The organism is Bifidobacterium sp. ESL0798, from assembly GCF_029395415.1.
Taxonomy (GTDB): Bacteria; Actinomycetota; Actinomycetes; order Actinomycetales; family Bifidobacteriaceae; genus Bifidobacterium.
In genome coordinates this window covers 1,664,956-1,689,537 of sequence record NZ_CP113914.1, presented here as the reverse complement: position 1 = coordinate 1,689,537, position 24,582 = coordinate 1,664,956, and the positions used below count along the sequence as shown (strand labels likewise).

The window sequence follows — 24,582 nt, the reverse complement described above, 5'->3', positions numbered from 1 at the left end:
AGTGGCTTGTTTGTGGCGGGATTGGTGGGTTTCGCCATTTTCGCGCCGTTGGGGTTGGTTGTGCGGCTTGAATGTGGCGGAACATCCGGGTAGGGGATGGCGGCAGGCTCGACAACATGAGCAAGCGGCGACACAAGCGGAAATCCGAGGAATCTGCAGGGCCGCCAATCGGGCCGGCAAACGTTGTGCCTCAAATGAATTTTGATGCGCAACCCGCGTAATTACTCGATAAACGAATCCGAAACGAATACGATGAAAAGATATGAACATTACTCCACGGGTGAGTTACGCGCATGTGGGCGCGAAGGTAAATGACAAGCATGTGGCCAGTCTGTTGCGTTTCTTCGCTTCCGGCGCCAAACCCGAAAGCAACGACGGCTACGGGGTCGAGATTGAGCATCTCCCCGTACGCAACGGCAGCGATTGTGCGGTCAGTTACGCGCAAACCGACGGCATTGAAACTCTGCTTGAGCGACTTCGACCTTATTATGACCCCGACAAGGAATTCGTCGAGGACGGCCATCTGCTGGGCCTTGCCCGACCCGGCATCGCTTTGTCGCTGGAGCCGGGCGGCCAATTCGAGACCTCGATCGGCGTGTTGCATACGCCGCAGGAACTGCTTGATATCTACGCAGGATTCCGCGCCGAAATCAACCCCATCCTTGACGATCTGGGATTTCGCCTGATCAATTACGGCTATCAGCCGGTCACGAGTTTTGCGGACATCACAATCAATCCCAAGCGTCGCTACGCGGCGATGAACGAGTATCTGGGCCATGTCGGCTCGTACGGGCCCTGCATGATGCGCTGCTCGGCCTCCACCCAGGTGAGCATCGATTACAGTGACGAGGCCGATGCCATCGCCAAAATGCGTGTCGGCACGGCGTTGGGGCCGATCATCTCCATGTTCTTCCGCAATTCCCCGTATTTTGAAGGTGCGCGCAATCCCTTCCCGCTGCTGCGCCAACGCATCTGGGACAAGGCCGACCCGCAACGCGCCGGCATCACGCCGGGGCTTTTCGACCCGCGCTTCGGCTGGGAGGATTACGCCCGTGACATCTTGGCCACGCCGATGATGTTCGCCGACCTGACGCACACGCCGGAAGCCGCGAACTTAAGCGAAGACGAGCAGGAATTCGTCGCCTTCAGGCGCAATGCCGCCGATATCTACCCCGACCGTGAGCTCAATGCATACGAGGTCGGCCATATCCTTTCGACGCATTTCAACGATGTGAGGCTCAAGAATTTCGTGGAGCTGCGGCACTGGGACTCGCTGCCGATCGAGCGCGCGGAACTGTTGACGCAAGCCGTGAAGAACGTCTTTTATGACGATGCCAATTTTGCCCGCTGGAAGTCTTTCGCCGAAGGGCTTTCCGTCGTCGACGTCGAGCTGGCGAAGGACGATCTGCAGGCGCACGGCATGGCGGCACGGCCTTTCGGCAAGTCTATGGACGAATGGCAGGACGCACTCGGGCTTGAAGACACCCGTGCCGACATCCCCGGCGATCCGGTTCATCCCGAGGTGTTTCAGCGGTGAGACCCATATTTTTCCACGAGTCCGGAAAAGTATGAGACCGGCCTACCGATATCCTTCCCACATCGGCATCGGCATCAATTCGGCTTCGCACTCGGCCCACATCTCGTTCAAGTCTCGTTCGGGGGCGCGCAGCCACCGCAGCTGGATGCCGTCCATCATGCTGAATCCGGCCTGAAGCAGATGTTCGATATTGGTGTTTTCGGGAACATGCCAAGGAATCTGCAGCATCTCCGCCAGCAGGTTTTGGTCGCGTTTTTTGAAGTATTCATGTGCCGGATGCTTTGAATCGATGGCTTCCGCGTCCAGGGTGGAGAACATGTGGACCTGTTCGGGCCGCTTGGCGTTGATGGCCACGACCTCGCGCCACATTCGCGCCACGTTCGGCCTGTCGTTCATTCTGAAATGATCCATGATGGCTTCGGTGCCCGGGTCGTATATCTCGTCGAGAACAATATTGAGCAGCCCCTCTTTGCTGCCTACGTGATGGAGCACTCCGGCCTTGGTCATTCCCACGCTGTTGGCGATTTTCTGCAATGAAGTGCCGTAATACCCGCGTTGTCCGAACGAAACGACGGCGGCATTGAGTATCGCCGTGCGGCTATCGGTGCCGTTGTCGTGTTTCTTGGTGTGGGAAAAATGCAGCATGGTTGGAAGGCCTCTTTTATATATGACCGGTTTTTATTATCCTCTGAGAGCTAGACCGAATGTGGCTTGTTGTATATCTCTTGCACGCAAATGATATTCGCGGTCGGCATATAGCGATGCCGTGCCCTGATGGAATCGAGGACACGGCATCGCTGGCAATGGTTCGACGTTACTTGACTCGACGAATCATCATGATGAAGATGGTGCCGACAAGCATGAAGACGATGGCGACCGGGAAGACGCCTCTGTAGCCACCGGTCAGACTGATGAACAAGGTGGTGAAGCCGGGGGCGAGTGCCTGGCCGATGGTGTTGGCGAGGTTCAGGATGCCGAGGTCCTTGCCGGCTTCCTGCGGGTTGGGCAGAACGTCGACGTTCAGCGCCTGGTCGACGGACATGTAGCAGCCGTTGCCGAGGCCGGCGAGCGTGGCGTAGATGTAGACGCCGGTGGTCGTGGGAATCAGCCAGGCTACAAGCATGCCGATGGCGATGATGACGCAGGCGACGGCGACGATGAACTTACGGCGGTGTAGATAGTCGGAAAGTGGGCCGGAAGCCACGGAAGCGAGGATGGTGGCCACCAGCGTGATGACGGCCATGATCTGCATGGCGGTGCCGGCGTCCTTGATGCTCAGATGCACGTAACGTTCGAGGATCAGCAGTTGGTAGCCGGAGATCATGAACGAGCCGATGACGAAGGCGAGACGGCCGAAGAGGGCGAGGTAGAAGTCGCGGCAGTTCTTGGTCGGCGGAATGAACGACTTGAGCACTTCAGCCACGGAGGTGGCCTTGGTGTTGTTCTCCGCGGATTGCTCACGGGGCCAGATCAGTACGGTGATGATGCCGGAGAAGAGGAAGACGCAGGTGCCGATGGTCAGACCGGTGTTGAGCTTGGTCAAAAAGAAGCTGCCGATGAAGCTGCCGGCCTGCATGCCGACGATCTGGCCGGCGCCGTAAAGGGCGGAGAAGGTGCCGCGCACATCCTCGGGGATGCGGTCGGAAAGTACGGCGACGGCGGGGGCGATGAGGCAGTTGATGCCGACCTGTACGATGCACCATCCGATGACCATCCACAGCAGCGACGTGGAGTGGGCGGTCAGGAAGTAGCCTGCGGCGCCGATGATGCCGCCGGCGACGATCCAAGGGGTGCGCTTGCCGATCTTGAATTTGGAAACGTCGGAGAAGGTGCCGAAGACGATGTTCGCGATCAGGGCGAAAATCGAGCTGACGGCGTTCATTGTGCCCAGTGCGCCTTCAGCGGAAATGCCCTTGATGCCCGAGAACACCTGCGGCAGAAGCACGCCGGAACCCATGGTGAAGGGGAGGGCCCACAGGATTGAGACCAAAGCGAAGCCCGCGGCGAAGCGAAACTTGTGCTCCAGTGGTTTTTGGGTGTCGGGTGCCAGATTCGGTGGTGTCACGAATATTTCTGCAGCCATGCATGTCCTCCTTGATTTCGCGGTAACAACAGGGTTACCGTCCGGTCGGTAAGTATTGTATCAGAATAACAGTGATTGAAATGCGGTGTTCTGCAAACTTCTCGCGATGCGATATTCACGTAATGGAAACCAATGGAAACGGAATGCGTTCACGGTTGGAAATATTCTGCAAGCTGAAAAATAGGAAACGAATATCACGTTCGGCAACGGCGGATTTCCGCTTGCTTCACGTTCGTTGCGCAAGGCCGCGTTGTAGCTGGTTCGTAATAGCGTTATATAGTCTGTCAGCTTCAGTAGTCCCTCGCTTCTGGCCGGATATGCGTCATGAATCTCTCAAGTCGTACGGCCAAGAAACGGGACAAAAGTCATGGGGGAGAAGCGGCGGTTTTTATAAAGCCAAGGAAAGAGGAATGGATGAGCAAGGCACTTGATGCCCCCCAAGGTACACAGGTGACACAGACGGGGCAACGTCCGAAGCATTTGATTCGCACGCTGTTGCGCAGTCTGAGGGAATACAAACGTGAGACATGGCTGACGCCCGCTTTCGTGATGGTCGAGAGCATTTTGGAGATTCTCATCCCCACCGTCATGGCCCAGCTCATCGACCAGGGCGTCTCCGGCGGGTCTATGCCGGCGATTTGGAAGTTCGGCATCATCCTTTTGGGTTGCGCGATCGTCTCGCTGTTTGCCGGGTTCATGTCCGGTCGTTACGCCGCCATCGCCTCCTCCGGCTTCGCCAAGAACCTGCGTCACGATCTCTTCGAGAAGGTGCAGTCATTCAGCTTCACCAACATCGACCGCTTCTCGACCGGCTCGATCATTACCAGGCTCACCACCGACGTCACCAACGTCCAGTTCGCCTTCCAGATGATCATCCGCGTGGCCGTGCGCGCGCCGATGATGGTCATCGTTGCCTGGATTTTCTCCTTCAGGATCAGCCATTCGATCTCGATGGTCTTCCTGATCATCATCCCGATTCTGGGCGTGGGCCTCACGGCGCTGTCGCTCTCGGTGCATCCGATCTTCGAGAAGGTCTTCCACACCTACGACCACTTGAACAACATCGTCGACGAGAACCTGCAGGGCATCCGCGTGGTGAAGTCCTACAACCGCGAGGAACACGAAAGCCGCAAGTTCGGCGCCGTCTCGCAGCGCATCTACGACTACTTCTGCCGTGCCGAGCACGTCATCGCCTTCAACTGGCCGATCCTGAACACCTGCATCTACGGCGCCATGCTCATCATCTCCTGGATGGGCACCAAGCAGATCGTCGGCTCACACAACAACCCGGCGCTGGGCCTGACCACCGGCGACCTCACGGCGCTGGTCACCTATGCGATGCAGATTCTAATGGCGCTGAACATGGTCTCCATGATCATCGTCATGGTCGTTATCTCCCGTGCCGACGCCGAGCGTATCTGCCAGGTGTTGAACGAAGTGAGCACCGTGCGCGACAACAGCAATCCGATCACCGAAGTGTCGGATGGTTCCATCTCGTTCAATGACGTGACATTCCGTTACTCGGCCGGCTCCGAGAAACCGGTGCTCGACGACATCAACCTCGATATCGCTTCGGGCAAGACCATCGGTATCGTCGGCGGCACCGGCTCCTCAAAGTCAAGCCTGGTACAGCTTATCCCGCGACTTTACGACGTCAGTTCCGGAACGCTTTCCGTGGGAGGCCACGACGTGCGTGACTACGACCTCGTCGCCCTGCGTGACGCGGTGGCCATGGTCTTGCAGAAGAACGTGCTGTTCACCGGCACCATCGCCGAGAACATCCGCTGGGGCAATCCGGATGCGACCGACGAGGACGTGGTTCGCGTCTGCAAGCTCGCCCAGGCCGACGGCTTCATCCGCGAATTCCCGAAGGGCTATGACACCTATATCGAGGAGGGCGGCTCCAACGTCTCCGGCGGTCAGCGTCAGCGCCTGTGCATCGCCAGGGCCTTGTTGAAGAAGCCGAAGATCCTCATTCTGGACGATTCCACCAGCGCGGTCGACACCAAAACCGACCAGCTGATCCGCAACGCCTTCGCCACCGAGATTCCGGACACCACCAAGATCATCATCGCCCAGCGTCTTGCCAGCGTGCAGGAGTCCGACGAAATCGTCGTGCTGGACGAGGGGCGCATCCTCGACCACGGCACGCATGCAGAGCTCCTGAAGACCTGTGACGAATACCGGTCGATCTACGAATCCCAGACGAAGAACCAGGGCAAGGGAGATGACGACGATGAGTGAGCAGAACCTGACGAAAACCGAAGAGACGAAAACCGCAATGAACGAACAGACAAGGAAAGCCGATAAGAAGGCCATGAAAAAGGCCAAAAGCGGCGTTCCTCCGATGAAAAAAGCGCCGAAAGGCACTGCGAAACGACTGATGGGCTACATCTTCCATTACCGTTGGCGCTGCATCGTGGTCATCATCGGCATTCTGGTGTGCGCCGTGACCCAGTCACTGCCTTCCTTTGTGCTGCAGCCGCTGATCGACAACTGCATCATGCCCTTCATCCACGCGCAGACCCCGGACTGGCGGCCGCTGATCAACATGACCATCGTCGTCGGCGCCATCTACGCGGTGGGCATGCTCTGCTCGTTCATGTGGAACTACATGGTCGTCGACATCGAGCAGGGCGTTCTGAAGACCGTGCGTGACCAGATGTTCGACCATCAGCAGAAGCTGCCGATCCGCTACTTCGACACCCATGAGCACGGCGACATGATGAGCCGTTACACCAACGACACCGATACCTTGCGTCAGATGGTCTCCCAGTCGCTGCCGCAGCTTTTGATCTCCGGCTCGTCGGTGGTGGTGGCCCTCTTTGCGATGCTCTGGCTTTCCGTGCCGTTCACCATCTTCACCGTCGTCTTTGTGGCGTTGATTCTGTTGGTGGCGCGCGTGATCGTCAGCCGTTCCGGCCGCTACTTCGTGGCCCAGCAGGAGACGATCGGCGACGTCAACGCCTTCGTCGAGGAGTCGGTCAACGGCCAGAAGGTCATCAAGGTCTTCAACCACGAGGACGCCACGCAGAGCCGGTTTGACAAGAAGAACGAGCAGCTCTTCCACGCCTCCACCCAGGCCAACATCTACGCCAATATCACCATGCCGGTCATCGGCAACATGGGCAACGTGCTCTACGTGCTGCTGGCCATCGTCGGCGGCATCGCCGGCATCAACGGCTGGTTCAATTTCGGTATCGGCGGCACTGGCACGCTGACGCTCGGCGCGATCGTCTCGTTCCTGACGCTTTCCAAGGCGCTGATCAACCCGATCAACCAGATCTCCTCGCAGATCAACATGATCATGATGGCCCTGGCCGGTGCCGCACGTATCTTCAACCTGATCGACGAACCCGCCGAATCCGACGACGGCACCGTACGCTTGGTGCATGTCGAGCTGGGCGAGGACGGCCGTACCATGACACAGACCGATCACGAGACCGGCCACTGGGCGTGGAAACGCGCCGCGGACGACGACGGCACCCGTTCGCTCGAGGCCGCCAAGAAACTCAAGGGGTCGGCCCGTGAGGTCGCGCTGAAGGCGCATGAGAAGGCGATCACCTCCCCGGACGGCCGCTTGACGCTGCTGCGTGGCGACGTGCGTTTCACCAACGTCTCCTTCGGCTACAACCCCGACAAGACCGTGTTGCACGACATCACTTGGTTCGCCAAGCCCGGCCAGAAGATGGCCCTGGTCGGCGCCACCGGTGCGGGCAAGACCACCATCACCAACCTCATCAACCGGTTCTACGACATTCAGGAAGGCCAGATCCTCTACGACGGCATCGACGTGAAGAACATCAAGAAGGACGACCTGCGTCGCTCGCTGGGAATCGTGCTGCAGGACGTCAACCTCTTCACCGGCACGGTGCTCGACAACATCCGCTACGGCAAGCTCGACGCCACCGACGAGGAATGCATCGCCGCGGCCAAGCGCACCAACGCCGACGGCTTCATCCGCATGCTGCCGCAAGGTTACAACACGGTGCTTGAGGGCGATGGGTCCGGTCTTTCGCAGGGCCAGCGCCAGCTGATCTCCATCGCGCGCGCCGCCGTGGCCGATCCGCCGGCCATGATCCTGGACGAGGCGACCAGCTCCATCGACACCCGCACCGAGGAAGTGGTCGAACAGGGCATGGATAACCTGATGAAGGGGCGCACCGTCTTCGTCATCGCCCATCGCCTCTCCACGGTGCGCAACTCCGACATCATCATGGTGCTCGACCACGGCCGCATCATCGAGCGCGGCACCCACGATGAGCTCATCGCCCAGCACGGCGAGTACTACCAGCTCTATACCGGCAAACTCGAACTGGAGTAGCCGAACAGGGTCTTGCGAAACTCCGATGCCCGTCATAGCCGAAAGGCCGTGACGGGCATTTTGCGTCAGGGATGTTGCAGATTATCGACCGGTCGCTATCAGAAAATAGCGAATAACTGAAGAGGCTCAGCTGTTAGTGATAATAATTACACAAGTTGCGTTCTTCTAACTATTCATTTACTATCTACCTTTGGCCGTTACCGGCTGATGTATATACAAGTGTCTACTCGGCACACACACTATTGGGAATTATCGGTTTTAGAGAAAAAGTATTCAAGTAAATCGTTTCTCGCAGGTATGGCTGTAGGGGATGAGGCTGTGCCGGTCACGAAAGATTGGTCAAGAGGGCATGAAAGTAACGTTATGGTCGAAGATGGTGCATAGTATTACTTCTCAATTCTCCACGAAATCTCTGGTGTTGATTCCCATCGCCGTCGGGATCAACCTCATCGGCGGAACACTGTGCTCGACACTGAAGCTGCCGTTGTTCATGGACATGATCGGCACCATGGTCATCGCCTGCCTGAGCGGGCCTTGGGTCGCGGCGTTGTGCGGGCTGCTCACCAATGTCTTTCTGGCCATCGTGGCCAATCCGGTCTATCTGCCCTATGCGTTGTCGAGCGTACTGTGCGGCCTGGTGATCGGCTATATGGTCAAGGCGGGACTGCTCAAGAAGCTGTGGGGCATCCTGCTGATCTGGCTGGCGTGCTCCGTGGTCAATACCGTCACCGCCTCCATGATCACCGTCTTCGTCTACGGCGGGGCGACGGGCGTCAATGGCACCTCCATCCTCACTGCGGCGCTCACCGTGGCGTGGAAGAACATCCTCATTTCGGTCTTTTCCTCGTCGATGCTGGAGAATCTGATCGACAAAGGCATCACGCTGTTCATCGTCACCATCGTGGTGTCCAAGATTCCGCGCCGTTTCATGAGCCAGTATGCCTCTGGCAATATCAAGACCTCCGATTTCAAAGCGATCAAGGCCGATGTGGCACCGTGCGGCTACGATCTTGAATCCATCCTTGCCGGCCTGCGACAGGGCGAAAGCGCAAACGCCTTACCGAGCGACGCGCAGATGGATGAACGCCTGTGCAAAGCCGACGAGGTGCATGATTCGCCAGGAGTGATGGGCAGAGCCAATCCGTTGGTCAAATTCCTTGGCGTCCTGGTTTTGGGCGTTGCCGCGCTGATTTGGCCCGATTTCACGCTGGGGCTCGTTCTTGTCGCTCTGCTGTTCGTGCTTGCGTGGCGTATCGGCTGCCTGAAGCCGTTTTCCGGGCTGATGTTCGGTTTTGGCGTGCCGATGGCCGTCATGCTGATGTTCATACAAGGCCTCTACAGCCCCAAGAACACCACGGTCATCGCCGATTTCGGTTTCGCACAGCTTGGCCTGCAGGGTGTGCTGTACGCCGCGAAGATCGTGGTCACCGTGCTGGTCTTCCTGGGCAGTTTCTATATCGCCAACGCCACGACCTATATCGGCTCACTGGTGGCCGCCTTGACGCAGATCGGCTGCCCCGCCAAGCTGGGTTATCTGATTTTCGCTTCCTTGAACGTGGTGCCGCAGATGCAGCGCAAGGTCACCGTAATCCGCCAGGCGCAAAGCGCGCGCGGTCTTGGTACGGGCGGTAGCCTGATCTCACGGTTCAGGGCATTCCTGCCGCTGATGGGGCCGGTGGTCATGTCGTCGCTGACCGACGCCCAGGAGCGCGGCATGACGTTGGAGACCCGGGGCTTCGGGATCAAAGGCGTGCGACGCACCAACTATGTCAAGGTGGCTTGGAGAGCGCAGGACACCATGGCCCTATGCCTGATGGCCGTCTTCTTCGTGGCGATTGTCGTCTTCTCTCTTCTTGATTACACCGGAACGCTTTCGTTGGTCTATCCGTGGGGAGGTGCGCGATGAACAACGTTGTGGAAGTCGACCATTATTCATTCACTTATCAGGATGCGCACACCCCGGCGATCAGCGACGTGAGCTTCACGGTGCGGCAGGGGGAGTTCCTGTGCATCATCGGTGCCAACGGTGCAGGCAAAACCACGCTGTGCCATGCGTTGGTCGGTCTCGTTCCCCACTATTTCAACGGCACAAGCGAAGGCAGTGTGCGCATCAACGGAGTGGACACGGCCGATGCCAGCGTGGCGGACCTGTCGAACTACATCGGTCTGGTCTTCCAGAACCCGTTCAACCAGCTCACCTATGCTTCGGGAACCGTGGCGGAGGAACTGGCCTTCGGCCTCGGCAACCGGGGCGTCGACCGCGAGGAGATGCGGCGTCGGGTGAAACTGGTCTCGCAGCTGGTGCATATCGAAGATCTGCTCGATCGTGACCCGCTCGAGCTCTCCGGCGGTCAGGTGCAGCGCGTCGCGTTCGGTTCCACGTTCATCATGGAGCCCAATATCCTCGTGCTGGACGAATGCACCACGCAGCTCGATCCGCTCGGCGCCTCCGAGATCTTCGATATCGTCAAGCAGCTCAATGCTTCCGGGGTCACCGTCATCATGGTCGATCACGACATGGAACGGGTCGCGCGCTACGCCGATTCCGTCGTGGTGATGGAGCGCGGACAGGTGCGGCTTGCCGGCAGTCCCCGTGAGATATTTTCCACTCCCGGTATCGAGCGTTACGGCATCGACGTCCCCGATTACGTGAAATTGTCGAAAGGCCTTGCTCGGCGAGGGCTAAGCGATGGAAAGCTGGCGATTACCTACGACGAAAGTCTGGCGATGACCAAGGAGGTGCTTGAGCATTGAAGATTGAATTAAGCAATGTCGGCTACAGCTATCAGTCCGGCCATCAGGCGCTTGACGATATCAACCTGTGCTTCGAAGGCGACCAGTCAGTGGCCATCATCGGGCAGAACGGTGCGGGGAAAACGACGCTGGCCAAACAGCTCAACGGCATACTGCGCCCCACGCAGGGCACGCTGACCATCGACGGAACCGAGATCGGCGAGCGGACGACCGCGCAATGGTCGAAGCGGGTGGGCTATGTCTTCCAGAATCCCGATGATCAGCTGTTTCTTGAAACCGTACGGGAGGAGTTCGCCTTCGGACCCCGCAACATCGGCGTGGACGAGGCCGTCATCGAGCAACGCATTGCCGAGGTCGCCGCATTGACCGGCCTGGAAAGCAAGCTGGACGTGCATCCCGCCGATCTGAGCCTCACGGAGAAGAAATTCTGCGGCATCGGGGCGGTCGTGATGATGGATCCGGACGCCGTCGTGTTCGACGAGCCGACCTGCGGACAGGATTACGCGGGCGACGCCCGTCTGCACGACCTGATCGCCGAGCTGAAAGACCGTGGCAAGATGTGCATCGCCATCAGCCATGATATGAAATTCGTGGTCGCCAATTTCGATCGCGTCGTCGTGATGTGCCACGGCGAGGTGCTTCTTGACGGCACGCCGCAAGAGGTGTTCTCGCAGGTCGATGTGCTACGTCAGTCCTTTGTCGCTCCGCCGCCCATCACCAGGGTGGGCCAAGGCGTCGGACTGAAAGAAACCGTCTTTACGGTTCCGCAATTCGTCGAAGCAATCGAGAACGTGCGTTCGGGGAACGAAAACCGGTCTTGAAACCGTTGGAAATCAACAATATCTGAATAATCAATATCCATATCCAGTATGAAAGAGTCGGCCATGGTGGCAATCGGCCATGACCCAGGAAAACAACAAGGGGAATGAATTCAATGAAAATTCTGAATTTCGGTTCATTGAACATCGATTTTGTCTATGATGTCGTCGATTTCGTCACCAAAGGACAGACGATCACTTCAAGCGGCTTGAACCAGTATCCGGGCGGCAAAGGGCTCAACCAGTCCATCGCGCCGCAGGCAAGGCAGGTGCCGCAATCAGCCATGCCGGCATGATCGGCGAGGACGGCGTGTTCCTGCGTGATCTGCTTGATCAGGCTGGGGGCGACACCAGCGAGGTAAGGGTCAGCAAGAAGGAGCGCACCGGCAACGCGATTATTCAGCGCAACCACGATGGCGACAACTGCATCGTCCTTTACAGCGGCGCCAATCGCGCCTTTACGAAGGATTTCGTCGACGAAGTGCTTTCCAAATTCGACAAGGGGGACTGGCTTCTCGTCCAAAACGAGACCAATCTTCTGGGCTATATCGTCGAACAGGCGCATCGGCGCGGTATGAACGTGGCCATGAACCCGTCGCCGGCCGACGAGCTTCTGGATGAGGTCGATCTGAGTCTGGTCGATTGCTTCATCCTCAACGGCGGCGAGGCCGAGGCGATCACCGGCGAGTCCGGTACGCCGGAAATCTTGCTGGATGCGATGTGCGAGAAGTTCCCGAACACCGCCACCATCCTCACTCACCAGGATCGTGGGGTTCGGGCTACGCAAAGGGAACGCAGCGTGTGCGTCAGCGAGCCTACCGTGTGCCCGTGGTCGATACCACCGCCGCGGGGGACACCTTCACCGGCTATGTCTTGGCCAATATGGTGGCCGGCGAGGATATCGCCACAAGTCTTGATCGGGCCTCAAAGACCGCAGCGATTGCGGTTTCCCGTAAGGGTGCGGCTCCTTCAATACCGTTGGCCGACGAGGTCGACAACTTCCAATCTTCACCGATTATTTCAACGGAGGAATAACGCATGAATACCCAAAAACCAAAACCACTGATCATCGATACCGATCCTGGCATCGACGACGCCGCGGCCATCACCCTCCTGGTCGATGAGCCCAGCGTCGATATCAAACTCATCGCCTCGGTTTCAGGCAATGTCGGCATCGGGCACACCACCAACAACGCCCTGAAGCTGCTGACCTTCCTTGGCCGCAGGATTCCCGTCGCCCGCGGCGCAGCGGCACCGTTGATGCGCGACAACCGCTTCGCCACCGAAGCGCACGGCAAGGGCGGCATGGGCATGTTCGATTTCCCCGAGCCCGACACCACTCTGCTGACCGCCAACAACGCGGTCCTCGAGGAGCGTCGCGTGCTGATGGAAAGCGAGGAGCCGGTCACCCTGCTCACCTTGGGCCCGCTGACCAACATCGCCCTGCTGTTCGCCACCTTCCCGGAGGTCAAGGAACACGTCGAACGCATCGTGATGATGGGCGGCTCGACCGCTCGCGGCAATATCGGCGTCTACGGCGAATTCAACATCTCCGTCGACCCGGAAGCCGCGAAAATGGTCTTCCGCTCCGGCCTGCCGATCACCATGGTCGGTCTCGACATCGGCCGCAAGGCTCATCTGGTCGTCGAAGACCTGGAAGACATGGAAGAGACCGGCGAGGTGGGCGTCATGATCGGCGCGCTGTTCCGCTCCTATGACGGCGGCCACATCGAGAACGGCATCAAGATGTACGATCCCTCCGCCGCACTGGCGATGGTCGAGCCCGATATGTTCACCATGCGCGACGCCTTTGTGGACGTGGAGATCTCCAGCCCGCTGACCCTCGGTGCCACCGTGGTCGACTACGACGGCATCATCAGCAACAACCGCAACGTTTCCGTCTGTGTGGACGTCGACGTCGAACGGTTCCGCAAACGTTTCGTTCAGCGAATCGCATCCGTTGAACGCAAACAACAATAACCAACATACTTTTCGAAGGGAAAGGAAAGTACATGGCTGAAACAGCAGTCAAGGACCAGAGCAACGGGATACCGGTTCCTGAGGAGGGGACCCCGGAGTTCGAGAAAATGAACAAGATGACCAAGGTCGCCATCCCGATCATCCTGGCCATCTACACGTTGGGCGTGCTGCAGCAGCAGGCGTTCGGCATGATTTACGCGAACATCGGCAAGCAGCTGGGCCAGCCCGGCCTGGCGCCGCTGATCACCTCGATTCCCGGCATCGTGCTGGGCATCGTATGCGTCATCTACGGTTCGCTGGGTGACTTCGTATCGCTGAAAAAGATGGTGACCTATGGTACCATCGTCTTCGTCATCGGCTCCGCGCTCGGCTGCCTGGGTCAGCTGAGCATCTGGATCGTCATCGCCGCCCGCGTGCTGCAGTCCATCGGCTGGCAGGTCACCGGTTCCATCTTCTTGGTGCTGGTCTCCAAGTACGTCGAGAAGCGCAAGCGCGTGCTCTGGTACGGCGTCTTCGTCGCGGTCTTCCGCGTGGCGGCGGCTCTGGGCGTGTTCCTGGCCGGCTACATGACCCTGGTCGATTGGCGTTGGCTCTTCGGCGTCGGCATTCTCGCCGTCTTCGGCATCCCGGCATTGGCCAAGAACCTTCCCGACCAGCACGCCGAGGGTGCTCACATCGACGGTGTCGGCTTCATCCTGATCGGCCTGTTCGCCGGTGCCGTGACGATGTTCTTCACCGATATGAACTGGGCCTGGGGCATTGCGTGCATCGTCACGCTCGTCGCCTTCGTGGTCTACATCAACAAGGCCAAGAACCCGTTCATCACCCCCAAGATGCTCGCCAATCCGGCTTTCGCCGTGACCATGACCGTCATCTTCATCGGTTACTTCTTCAGCTATACCTTGAACGCCGGCGTCAACAACATCGGTATGGACGTCTATGGCATCGATTCCTCGAAGGTCTCCAACCTTCTGGTCTGGTCCATCATCCTCGCCGCCATCATGGGCTTCGCCGCGGGTCCGATCATCCAGAAGATCGGTCGCAAGGCTTCGGTCATCCTGGCGCTCGCCTGCATGGGCGGTGGCCTGATCGCCATCGCGTTCCTGATTCCCGCAGGCCAGATCTGGGCACTCGCCGTGGCTCCTTGCATCTACTACTTCGGCACCTCCTTCTTCTATCAGCCGATCGTCGACACCGCGACGCTGACCGTGGAGGCGGAGGAGTCCGGACGTGCACTGGGCTTCAATGATCTGATCCAGGCGATCACCGGTTCCATCGGCGTCGCGCTCTTCGGACAGATGATGACCAACAAGTCCATGGGCGGCGGCTCGATCGCGGGTACCGCTCCGGGCGCTGCTTCCTCGTACGCCAACGTGTTCATCATCGGCGGCGTGATCATCCTCGTGGCCATGCTGCTCTTCATCTTCTCCATGAAGATGATCTACAGCCACTCCCGCGCAGACAGCAAAAAGTGAGTGTTTCGCTGCTGCGTAAGTGCGGGTGTCGTTTCGACGGAACCGCCTAGCCAGCCGGCAGACCCCGGTTGGCTTAAATAACAACGTGTCCTGATTCCTTTACCTGATGGAGGAATCGGGACATTTTTATATTGTTGAAACTACGATTTCACCAATCGCGTGATCGCGGCGATGGCCTCGTCCATCTTCTCGTCGGCGACCGGTCCGCCTTTGGCGGCGGCCGTGGCCACGCAGCTGTCGAGATGGTCGCCGAGCAACAGCAGCGCCACGGATTTCAGAGCGCTGTTCGACGCGGCGATCTGGGTGAGGATGTCGATGCAGTAGGTGTCGTTCTCGACCATCGCGGTGATCGCCCGTACCTGACCTTCGATGCGGCGCAGGCGGGTGACCAGCTTCTTCTTGTCGTGGACGTAGCCGACGTGGGCACATGGTTTCGAAGCGGTGTCGGACTGTGTCGTGGTTAGTGTGGGGGATATATTGTCGCCATGTACGCAGGAGTGTGCCGATTGGCCGGAACCTGCGGATTCGATACCGCCCATGGACTCTGTCGATTCCGGCGGCCTGGATTTGCTTGAGACTTTATTCGGGCGTGCACTTTCGTGTCGTACGGCTTGTTCCATCGTTGCCTTCCTTCCATCGAACGTTTCGGTCTGTTCGTGTATCGCCCATTGCGATGCTGAGCTGAATATATTGACATCATATACCCTAGGGGGGTATGCTGAATATCAGTTACGGCGAATACGACGAGGCTGCCGGAGGGTATTGCGGCGGCGGATTGTGAGGGGATATGGTTATCGACATTGCAGTGATCCTGGTCGCCCTGATCGTAAGCGTGGCCATCGTCTGGTACTTCTTCGCGCCCCGCAAGGCCGCGCAGGCTAGCCGTGAAGGTGCGTTGCAGACTGCGCATATTGTGGTGAAAGGCGGCTATACGCCGGCCGAGATCGACGTGGAGGCCGGCTCGCCGGTCCGTCTGCAATTCGACCGTCAGGAGGATGGCGAATGCTCCTCTCATGTCGTCTTCAGCGACCTCGGCATCGACCAGACCCTGCCTCCGTTCACGACGACCGACGTCGAGTTCACGCCGAACAAGCCCGGTGATCTGCCGTATGCGTGCGGGATGAACATGTTGCACGGCATGGTGCATGTGCTGCCGAAGGGTGCGAAAATCAAGGGCTGATACTCAATCCTGTAGATTCGGGGTTCAAAGTGATACCCGTAAATATCGGCGAATCAGTGACAACGGACAACGTGGACGTGGAGTGGAGTAAGTGATGAGTCAAGTGGACAAACAGGCAGTGGCACAACCTGTCGCCAGTCAGATGCAAGGCCAGGAAGATGACCCAGACGCGGTGCGCAAGGCCGAGATCAAAGCGCTCGAACGCAGGCTGGTCGTCGCCGCAGTGCTGACGATCCCGGTGTTCGTCTTCGCCATGTTCGGTATGTGGCTCAAAGCGTTCGTGCCCATGGGCGTCATCGACTTTTTCACCAATCCGTGGGTCGAGTTCCTTTTCATCACCCCGGTCATGTTCTATTCCGGCTGGCCGATTCACCGCACCGGCTGGCTGGCGCTCGCGCATCGCGCCCCGGAAATGAATTCGTTGGTGGCGCTGGGAACCGCCGCATCGTATATGTATAGCGTCGTAGTCACCGTGGCGCCGGGAATCTTGCCTGCCAGCGCCCGCGAACCCTACTACGAATCCGTCGGCACCATCATCACGCTGATGCTCTTGGGCCAGCTGCTCGAAGCCCACGCGCGTCTGGGAACCGGGGAGTCGATTCGTGCGCTGATCGGTCTCACGCCCAAAACCGCCCACGTCGTGCGCGACGGCAAGGAGTTTGACATCAACGCCGATAAGGTCGAAGTGGGCGATATCGTCGTTATCAAGCCGGGCGAGCAGCTGCCGGTCGACGGCAAGGTTATTTCGGGCCGGACTTCCGTCGACGAATCCATGATCACCGGTGAGTCCATTCCGGTTGCCAAGGGCGAAGGCGATATCGTCACCGGTGCCACGATCAACGGCAACGGAACGTTGCGATATCGCGCCACCAAGGTCGGGCGAGATACGGTGCTCGCGCAGATCATCAAACTGGTGCGCACCGCCCAGACCTCCAAGGCGCCGATTCAGAAGCTCGCCGACAGGATTTCCGGCTATTTTGTGCCGGGCATCATCCTCATCGCCATCTGGACCTTCGTGATCTGGTGGCTGCTCGGCCCCGCTCCGCAAGGGCTGTACGGCTTGGTGTCCGCCGTGGCTGTTCTGGTCATCGCCTGCCCATGCGCCTTGGGCATCGCCACCCCGCTTTCCGTGACGATTTCCACCGGCAAGGCCGCGCGTTTCGGTGTGCTCATCCGTTCCGCCGAGGCGCTGCAGACCGCACGTGACGTCGACACCGTTGTGCTCGACAAGACCGGCACGATAACGCGCGGCAAGCCGGAACTGACCGATATCGGTTGGGTGGATGATAAAGCGAGCAAGGAAACCCAAAACAATGTGCTTGAGCTGATTGCCGGAGCCGAACAGGTTTCCGAGCATCCGCTTGCTCAAGCCATCGTTAAAGGCACTGAGCAGCGCAAGCTGGAAGTGCCGAAAGCCGATTCGTTCGAAGCTGTTCCCGGCAGTGGGGTAGCGGCTAAAGTCAACGGTTATGATGTCATCGTCGGCAATGCTGATTTGATGAAAAATCGCAACATCGATACGTCGATATCCCGCAACGTCGAAGCCATGTTCAAGGACTATGCCAAGAAAGGCAAGACACCGATTCTGGCCGCAGTAGATGGCAAGTTGGTCGCCGTTCTCGCGGTGGCCGACACCGTTAAGCCGGATTCGGCCAAGGCGATTGCTGCGTTGCGCGAACGAGGGCTGCAGGTAGTCATGCTGACCGGTGACAACAAGACCACCGCCCAAGCGATGGCCGATCAGGTGGGCGTGGACCGTGTCATCGCCGGTGTCCGCCCGGAACGCAAGGCCGCCGAAATCGTGCGGTTGCAAAACGAGGGACATACGGTAGGCATGGTCGGCGACGGCATCAACGACGCCCCGGCGCTCGCGGCCGCCGATGTCGGATTCGCCATCGGCACTGGGACCGACGTGGCCATCGAGTCCTCCGACATCACGTTGGTCTCCGGCAGTCTCACCGGACTCGTGACGGCCATCGACCTGTCGCGTGCGGCCATGCGCAACATCAGGCAGAACCTCGGTTTCGCCTTCGGCTACAACGGCATCGGCATCCCGATCGCCGCAGGCATCCTCTACCCGATCTGGCATATCATGCTCAACCCTATGATCGCCGGGGCCGCGATGGCGTTCTCCTCGCTTTCCGTGGTCTTGAACGCCAATCGTCTGCGTGGTTTCAACCCGGAGACACTCAAGCCCCGTCGCTTCACCTTCAAGCTGCGCGTTCGTCACGTCGAGCTCAAGGATGCCACCGATAATGATGGAAGTTCAAAAGCCGGGTCTTCTGCAGGTTCACAGCCTGAGGGCGCGCCCCAAGCTTCGTTGCATTCGTCAGCTTCGGCTGATCCCTCGGTTTCGACCAATCTCACTTCCATCCCCGCCTTGTCGTTCGACGGTCGCAAGGTGACCACGAAATCTGTTGACGCATCTTCGGATACGCCGCACAACAAGAACAACCAACCCGCGAAAGCGAAAGAAGGAACAACCATGGATATGAACATGAACAGCGACGCCAACACCGTCAAGGACCCGGTCTGCGGCATGATGATCGACCCGAAGACCGCCGCCGGCAGCCAGGACTACAACGGCAAGACCTACTATTTCTGCAGCGACAACTGCGTGAAGAGCTTCGCCGCCGACCCGGCCAAGTATGTAGCGTGACTTGCTGTTGATAGTTTTATCTCTATTGTTTTTTTGATTGAATTTTTAATTGAAAAGTAGCAGAGAGAGTATAAAGTAAATGAAAATCCATATTGCAGGATTTTCGATGGTTGCTATCATGGCTTTTTGCAACTGTGCTCCCCGCAAGCGCGGGGATGATCCCTGTCGAAACCGAATTTTCGACTGTCGAGATCTGTGCTCCCCGCAAGCGCGGGGATGATCCCGAACGAGACCCTGTCACCAACCTGCATATCAAGTGCTCCCCGCAAGCGCGGGGATGATCCCGTGCACAGCTTATCGCCGGTGTCACGCAAAGCGTGCTCCCCGCAAGCGCGGGGATGATCCCCAGCAGAAGCTTTTCAAAAACGGCACACAGCTGTGCTCCCCGCAAGCGCGGGGATGATCCCCCGAAAGTGACTAGGAAATCACCGTACAGGCCGTGCTCCCCGCAAGCGCGGGGATGATCCCTTGGTAGCAACGCGCAGTCGATAATGCGCAACGTGCTCCCCGCAAGCGCGGGGATGATCCCGCACCCATGGATTTGCAAAAGAACGCAATGGAGTGCTCCCCGCAAGCGCGGGGATGATCCCTGGAAGTGCCTGTCGTGGTGCTCAGCCAGTTGGTGCTCCCCGCAAGCGCGGGGATGATCCCTGATGTGCCGAAGGTTTGCCTGCATCGGAACCGTGCTCCCCGCAAGCGCGGGGATGATCCCGACACCGGAGACATCGTCCCTGTCTTCAAATTGTGCTCCCCGCAAGCGCGGGGATGATCCCAAGCCAAAGCCCGGTGGAGCTGGGACAGGAAGGTGCTCCCCGCAAGCGCGGGGATGATCCCAAGATTCACGGGGGTATCCTCTCCAGTCCAAAGTGCTCCCCGCAAGCGCGGGGATGATCCCTGATGCAATGACGGAAGCTCAAAGCGCTAAATGTGCTCCCCGCAAGCGCGGGGATGATCCCAAGCTTGTGATCAGATCAATACAATGTTTCCTGTGCTCCCCGCAAGCGCGGGGATGATCCCAGTCCATTGACACGTCGCTGCGGAATTTCGCGGTGCTCCCCGCAAGCGCGGGGATGATCCCAGCGCGAGCACCTCATCGAGATGCTGACCGAAGTGCTCCCCGCAAGCGCGGGGATGATCCCATTACGTGGTTGCCTCATACCGATGCTCGACAGTGCTCCCCGCAAGCGCGGGGATGATCCTCTCTTCGGCAAACTGACGAGAACAAACACAGAGTGCTCCCCACAAGCGCGGGGATGATCCCCACTAGTGAGAATTTTGAGGAACGAACCCCGAGTGCTCCCCGCAAGCGCGGGGATGATCCCGACTTACGCCCAAAGATCGCCCAATATTCATTGTGCTCCCCGCAAGCGCGGGGATGATCCCTCAACTCGATACCGATGAAGCGGATAATAAAAGTGCTCCCCGCAAGCGCGGGGATGATCCCGTCAAACCGCCTCTGAAGCATGCCTTACGTAAGTGCTCCCCGCAAGCGCGGGGATGATCCCCGGAATGGAAATAGTGGAAAATAAAACGTCCGGTGCTCCCCGCAAGCGCGGGGATGATCCCGCGGACTTTACGGGGACCTTGTAGGTTCCGTAGTGCTCCCCGCAAGCGCGGGGATGATCCCGGGTGGAAGGTAAGAGCGGCGTCTACCGGATAGTGCTCCCCGCAAGCGCGGGGATGATCCCAACATTGTCAACGGCGTGCAAAACGGCGTCAAGTGCTCCCCGCAAGCGCGGGGATGATCCCGTCAATGACGATATTCTTCCAGAAATTGAATTGTGCTCCCCGCAAGCGCGGGGATGATCCCAGCGTGCGAATGCGCGAACGTTGGCGTTGAATGTGCTCCCCGCAAGCGCGGGGATGATCCCGGGTTGAAGACCAACGCCAATTATGGCGAGGTGTGCTCCCCGCAAGCGCGGGGATGATCCCATGACACGAATTCCGTTATCATCCAATATCGAGTGCTCCCCGCAAGCGCGGGGATGATCCCCAAGTAAGTCACGCGGAAGAACCACAAAGCCAGTGCTCCCCGCAAGCGCGGGGATGATCCCCGGTGATCTGCGGGTCGAAGCGGATCTCGGGCGTGCTCCCCGCAAGCGCGGGGATGATCCCCGATCCAATAACGATGTGGACGGATGATACTGAGTGCTCCCCGCAAGCGCGGGGATGATCCCGGCTGGGGCAGCCCCGACGATTCGCCCGTCGAGTGCTCCCCGCAAGCGCGGGGATGATCCCTCACTTTCACGTACCACTGCGTCAATTCCTAGTGCTCCCTGCAAGCGCGGGGATGATCCCGACGGCGACCTTAACATCTGGGACCAGATCTGGTGCTCCCCGCAGGCGTGGGGATGATCCTCCGGTCATGGACAAGTCCTTCGACGGTGATTTGTGTTCCTCACAACCGTGGGGATTATCTTTCTCACATGCTTTGAAACTCCATATTCACAAGTTGTTCGCGGCAAATACGGAAATTCTTTCGGGTACAGCAGTCTCGTCCTAACGTGTTAATCATAAAATCTCTGTGGGCAGAGAACTCAGGTGATTCTTCCTATACCTTATGAACGCACTATTAAAATGTATTTGGCAAATCTTCAAATTCCCAGCCAAGAAATTGTTAAAAGTCATCAGCTGTTTCGAATTAATTCGTAAGCATTGCAAAATGATATTTTTATATTCTATCGGAAGAGTATTTTGAAGTTATCAGTCAAAGCGGAATGGACCGGAGTCATGGCATCATATACAGCGGATATGTCAGCTAGATCGTATACGGCGGATGCGGCTGGCAGAACTTTGTGCTTGTCTTCCCAAGCATCAGCCTTATGGGGTAAGTCCGATAGAAACGAGAGCGAAGATTGGCTTCCGCTTTTCATGCATATGTCCGATTCGGCGTTCGTGGCGCAGAAGCTATGGAGCCAGTGGGTTCCGGAAGGTACCCGTCGTGTCGTGGAACAGGCTGTCGGCGGCAATTCCGAAATGGCGCGAAAACTATATTGTTTTCTTGCCGGGGTGCATGATATCGGCAAGGCGGTGCCTGTGTTCCAGTGCAAGCAGTGGAAGGCGGAAAACGGGCAATGGGAAGATCTTTCGTTTTTGCTTGATCAAGTAGGCCTTATATATAGTTCAGGTATCGGAGAAAAGGCGAAACCAACACATCCGATTGCCGGTCAGGTCATACTGACGCAATATTTCATACAGAAATGTCATTGGAGCAGGAAGCAGTGCGAATCGTATTTCTGCGTAGTCGGTGGTCATCATGGCAAACCTCCAGTAAGGGGAGAACTTACGATTGCAGAAAATTCATCGGGTTCCCAGATGGGTTGGCGCCCAGACGACGGTAATACTTGGAAAACCGCGCAAGCCGAGCTGATTGATTTCGTCCGTGGCCTTGTAAATTTGGATGATGCTTCTATTAATTTCCTGTCGCGTTTCAGGCTTCAACCGCTTTCCTCCATGGTTCTGACCGGTTTGGTTATCATGGCCGATTGGATTGCGAGCAACCAGGAGGTATTTCCGCTCATACCGATGCTGGGCGGTAAACAACGTTATATTCGCGATGGCAAAATCGATTTTAGGGCTTTGCAATCGCGTGCTGAAGATGGCTGGTTGAAAACCGGGTTGATTCCGGCATGGCATGATTCAGTGGATGAGGATGCATTGGATTGCTCGACGCAGGAGTTGTATGAGCGTCGCTTCTCGTTGCCAAAAGGTGCTGAGGCAAGACCTATGCAAAAAGAAGTTGTCGACATTGCCAAGCAGGTTTCGGCCCCCGGAATTATGGTCATCGAGGCTCCGATGGGTGAGGGTAAGACCGAAGCGGCGCTCGCAGTGTCGGAGGTCTTCGCCGAGAAAAGCGGTCGTGGCGGGGTCTGCGTGGCGCTGCCGACGATGGCGACCACTGACGCGATGTTCGGCAGGGTGCTTGAATGGGTCAACAAGCTTCCGCAGGGCAACGGCGAAGAATCGTCGGCGGACGGTGGTCAAAGCGCGTCAAAGCAGGAACGCAATCAAAGTGAGAAAAGCGTCTATCTGGCACACGGTAAAGCAAAGCTCAACGAGAAATTCCAAGGATTGATTGATGAATCATTCAAACAGGGCTTCAGCGATGTCGGTGATGATGTAAGTGATGATATTGCGCGCGGCAAAGATGGCACTGAATCGGCTTTGGTCTCCGAATGGATGATGGGCAAGAAGAAGGGTGTCCTGGCCAATTTTTTGGTGTGTACCATCGACCAGTTGCTGATGTCGGCTTTGGATATGAAACATGTGGCGCTGCGTCAGCTTGCGATGGTCAATAAGGTCGTCATCGTCGACGAATGCCATGCCTACGATACCTATATGAGGCAGTACTTGCTGCGTGTACTGCAATGGCTGGGTGCAGCCGGTACACCGGTGATTCTGTTGTCTGCCACTTTGCCGGAAGGTCAGCGTGCAGATATGGTTGAGGCTTATCGGCAAGGTGTAGGCCTTCCCAAATCAAAACAGGATGTTAAAGCGACGTTGCCGACTCGCAAAAATCACAAGAAAGCTGTAGATTGCGAGGAAGCGAAAGCGGTATCGCTTGGTCAGGATTCCCAGAGGAAGGAAGTCGATACCTCATATCCGCTGATTACCTATACCGACGGTCAGGAAATCAAGTCCGTGCAGACTGCGCCTTCGGGCCGACATACGTCGGTTGATATGAGCCTGATTGATGACAGCGATGAGGCATTGGTGAAGGTTCTCAAAGACAAGCTTGCCGATGGCGGGTGTGCCGGAGTCATCTGCGATACTGTCGGCCGTGCGCAAGCGGTCAAAAAGCTTCTTTCGCAACATTTCAAAGGCGAGGGCGAGGTGTTCCTGACTCATTCGCGGTTCATGGACCTGGACAGGATGTCCAACGAACAGTATCTGCGTGAAGTCTTGGGGCCAAAGGTCACGGCTAGCAACGGTCGGCGCCCCAACCGATTGATTGTGGTTGGCACGCAGGTTTTGGAACAATCCTTGGATATCGATTTCGATTTGCTGGTCACCGACATCGCTCCCGTCGATTTGCTGATGCAGCGGCTTGGCAGGGTTCATCGCCATCATAGGGGAGAAGGGGAGTCCGACAGGCCGGAGCGGCTGCGTCAGGCCAAGTGTTATGTGCGCGGAATTGAATCTTGGCAGGCGGATTGCCCAAGGTTTTCGCCGGGAATAGACAGGGTGTATTCTGCTGCTTCGTTGATGGAATCCTTGGCTGTGTCGGAGCTTGGCAAAGAAAGTGCGAGTGCTTGTGTCTCGTTGCCCGACGATATACCGGCATTGGTCCGCACCGCTTATTCCGATAGGGTTGAGGATTATGTTCCGTCAAGCTGGACTGAACGATACCAGGTGGCGCAAGAGAAAAGAAGAGCCGAGAATACGCGCAAAAAGCAGCGGGCAGGGAGTCATTTGCTGCATTCGCTGAAAGTGCTGGAATGCAGAGGCAACTCATTGGTCGATCTGTTTTCCGCTTTAGACGAGGTGAAACAGAGCAACGAGCTTGTCGATGGCAGTAAATTCCATCTGGACGACGACATCGGTCCGCGCGCGGTTCGTGACACGCAGGAAAGCGTCGAGGTGCTGTTGCTGGCCAAAAACGATAAAGGCATCAATCTTCTGCCATGGATCGGAGATGAATCGTCCGGTATTGCCTTAGGTACTGAGCTTCCTACCGACGAGATGCCGGATGATTCCCTTTCCCAACTTGTCGCGCAGTGCGCGGTGAGGCTTCCCTGGCGCTCTGTGCGCCGTCTAAAATCGATAGGCTGA

At 57.8% G+C, this 24,582-nt stretch carries 15 protein-coding genes, 2 pseudogenes and 1 CRISPR repeat array; of the genes and pseudogenes, 14 read left to right on the top strand and 3 right to left on the bottom strand.

Going from position 1 to position 24,582, the window contains the following annotated elements; all coding sequences use genetic code 11:
- Window positions 1-262: 262 nt before the first annotated feature.
- Window positions 263-1,537 carry a glutamate-cysteine ligase family protein gene (locus tag OZX74_RS07105; RefSeq protein WP_277156242.1) on the top strand — a complete coding sequence of 425 codons (1,275 nt, stop codon included), beginning with the start codon at window positions 263-265 and terminating at the stop codon, window positions 1,535-1,537.
- A gap of 42 nt (window positions 1,538-1,579) precedes the next feature.
- On the opposite strand, the gene OZX74_RS07100 is transcribed toward OZX74_RS07105, so the two are convergent.
- Window positions 1,580-2,182, bottom strand: coding sequence for a TetR/AcrR family transcriptional regulator (locus OZX74_RS07100; RefSeq protein ID WP_277156241.1), 603 nt, complete (start codon window positions 2,180-2,182; stop codon window positions 1,580-1,582).
- Between the two features lie 169 nt (window positions 2,183-2,351).
- Complete coding sequence (locus OZX74_RS07095) at window positions 2,352-3,620, bottom strand: MFS transporter (protein WP_277156240.1); 1,269 nt, start codon at window positions 3,618-3,620, stop codon at window positions 2,352-2,354.
- A 414-nt stretch (window positions 3,621-4,034) separates the two neighbouring features.
- Between OZX74_RS07095 and OZX74_RS07090 the strand changes: the two genes are divergently transcribed.
- The 10 genes and pseudogenes from OZX74_RS07090 (at window position 4,035) to OZX74_RS07050 (ending at window position 14,971) form a co-directional block, all read left to right on the top strand.
- A complete protein-coding gene (locus OZX74_RS07090) occupies window positions 4,035-5,864 on the top strand; it encodes an ABC transporter ATP-binding protein (protein WP_277156239.1) in 1,830 nt (609 codons plus the stop codon).
- Window positions 5,865-5,937: 73 nt separating this feature from the next.
- Window positions 5,938-7,944: an ABC transporter transmembrane domain-containing protein gene (locus OZX74_RS07085; protein WP_277157457.1), complete on the top strand. Its 2,007-nt coding sequence runs from the start codon at window positions 5,938-5,940 to the stop codon at window positions 7,942-7,944.
- Between the two features lie 373 nt (window positions 7,945-8,317).
- A pseudogene (locus tag OZX74_RS09145) lies at window positions 8,318-8,923 on the top strand (ECF transporter S component); the annotation flags it as partial.
- Window positions 8,924-9,019: 96 nt separating this feature from the next.
- Complete coding sequence (locus OZX74_RS09140) at window positions 9,020-9,850, top strand: energy-coupling factor transporter transmembrane component T (RefSeq protein WP_348519565.1); 831 nt, start codon at window positions 9,020-9,022, stop codon at window positions 9,848-9,850.
- Complete coding sequence (locus OZX74_RS07075) at window positions 9,847-10,698, top strand: ATP-binding cassette domain-containing protein (protein ID WP_277156237.1); 852 nt, start codon at window positions 9,847-9,849, stop codon at window positions 10,696-10,698. Before OZX74_RS09140 ends, OZX74_RS07075 begins: the two co-directional genes overlap by 4 nt.
- Entirely contained in the window at window positions 10,695-11,519 is an 825-nt protein-coding gene (locus OZX74_RS07070) for an ATP-binding cassette domain-containing protein (RefSeq protein WP_277156236.1), read from the top strand. Before OZX74_RS07075 ends, OZX74_RS07070 begins: the two co-directional genes overlap by 4 nt.
- A 289-nt stretch (window positions 11,520-11,808) precedes the next feature.
- A pseudogene (locus OZX74_RS07065) lies at window positions 11,809-12,273 on the top strand (PfkB family carbohydrate kinase); the annotation flags it as partial.
- Window positions 12,274-12,317: 44 nt separating this feature from the next.
- Entirely contained in the window at window positions 12,318-12,551 is a 234-nt protein-coding gene (locus tag OZX74_RS07060) for a PfkB family carbohydrate kinase (RefSeq protein ID WP_277156235.1), read from the top strand.
- A gap of 3 nt (window positions 12,552-12,554) precedes the next feature.
- On the top strand, window positions 12,555-13,496 hold the full coding sequence (locus tag OZX74_RS07055; RefSeq protein ID WP_277156234.1) for a nucleoside hydrolase: 942 nt from the start codon (window positions 12,555-12,557) through the stop codon (window positions 13,494-13,496).
- Between the two features lie 32 nt (window positions 13,497-13,528).
- Window positions 13,529-14,971 (top strand): MFS transporter, encoded by a 1,443-nt coding sequence (locus tag OZX74_RS07050; protein ID WP_277156233.1) that lies wholly within the window; start codon window positions 13,529-13,531, stop codon window positions 14,969-14,971.
- A 140-nt stretch (window positions 14,972-15,111) separates the two neighbouring features.
- Here OZX74_RS07050 and OZX74_RS07045 read toward each other — a convergent pair whose 3' ends face one another.
- Window positions 15,112-15,363, bottom strand: a complete 252-nt coding sequence (locus OZX74_RS07045) for a metal-sensitive transcriptional regulator (RefSeq protein ID WP_277157456.1) — start codon at window positions 15,361-15,363, stop codon at window positions 15,112-15,114.
- Window positions 15,364-15,758: 395 nt separating this feature from the next.
- Here OZX74_RS07045 and OZX74_RS07040 point away from each other — a divergent pair, with 395 nt between their 5' ends.
- The 3 genes from OZX74_RS07040 to cas3 all read left to right on the top strand — a co-directional run bounded on the left by OZX74_RS07040 (window position 15,759) and on the right by cas3 (window position 24,582).
- Window positions 15,759-16,151 carry a cupredoxin domain-containing protein gene (locus OZX74_RS07040; protein ID WP_348519542.1) on the top strand — a complete coding sequence of 131 codons (393 nt, stop codon included), beginning with the start codon at window positions 15,759-15,761 and terminating at the stop codon, window positions 16,149-16,151.
- A 94-nt stretch (window positions 16,152-16,245) separates the two neighbouring features.
- Entirely contained in the window at window positions 16,246-18,810 is a 2,565-nt protein-coding gene (locus tag OZX74_RS07035) for a heavy metal translocating P-type ATPase (protein ID WP_277156232.1), read from the top strand.
- A gap of 134 nt (window positions 18,811-18,944) precedes the next feature.
- Window positions 18,945-21,230: a CRISPR direct-repeat array (repeat unit 29 nt; unit sequence GTGCTCCCCGCAAGCGCGGGGATGATCCC).
- 310 nt (window positions 21,231-21,540) lie between these two features.
- Window positions 21,541-24,582 (top strand): CRISPR-associated helicase Cas3', encoded by a 3,042-nt coding sequence (gene cas3 / locus OZX74_RS07030; RefSeq protein WP_348519541.1) that lies wholly within the window; start codon window positions 21,541-21,543, stop codon window positions 24,580-24,582.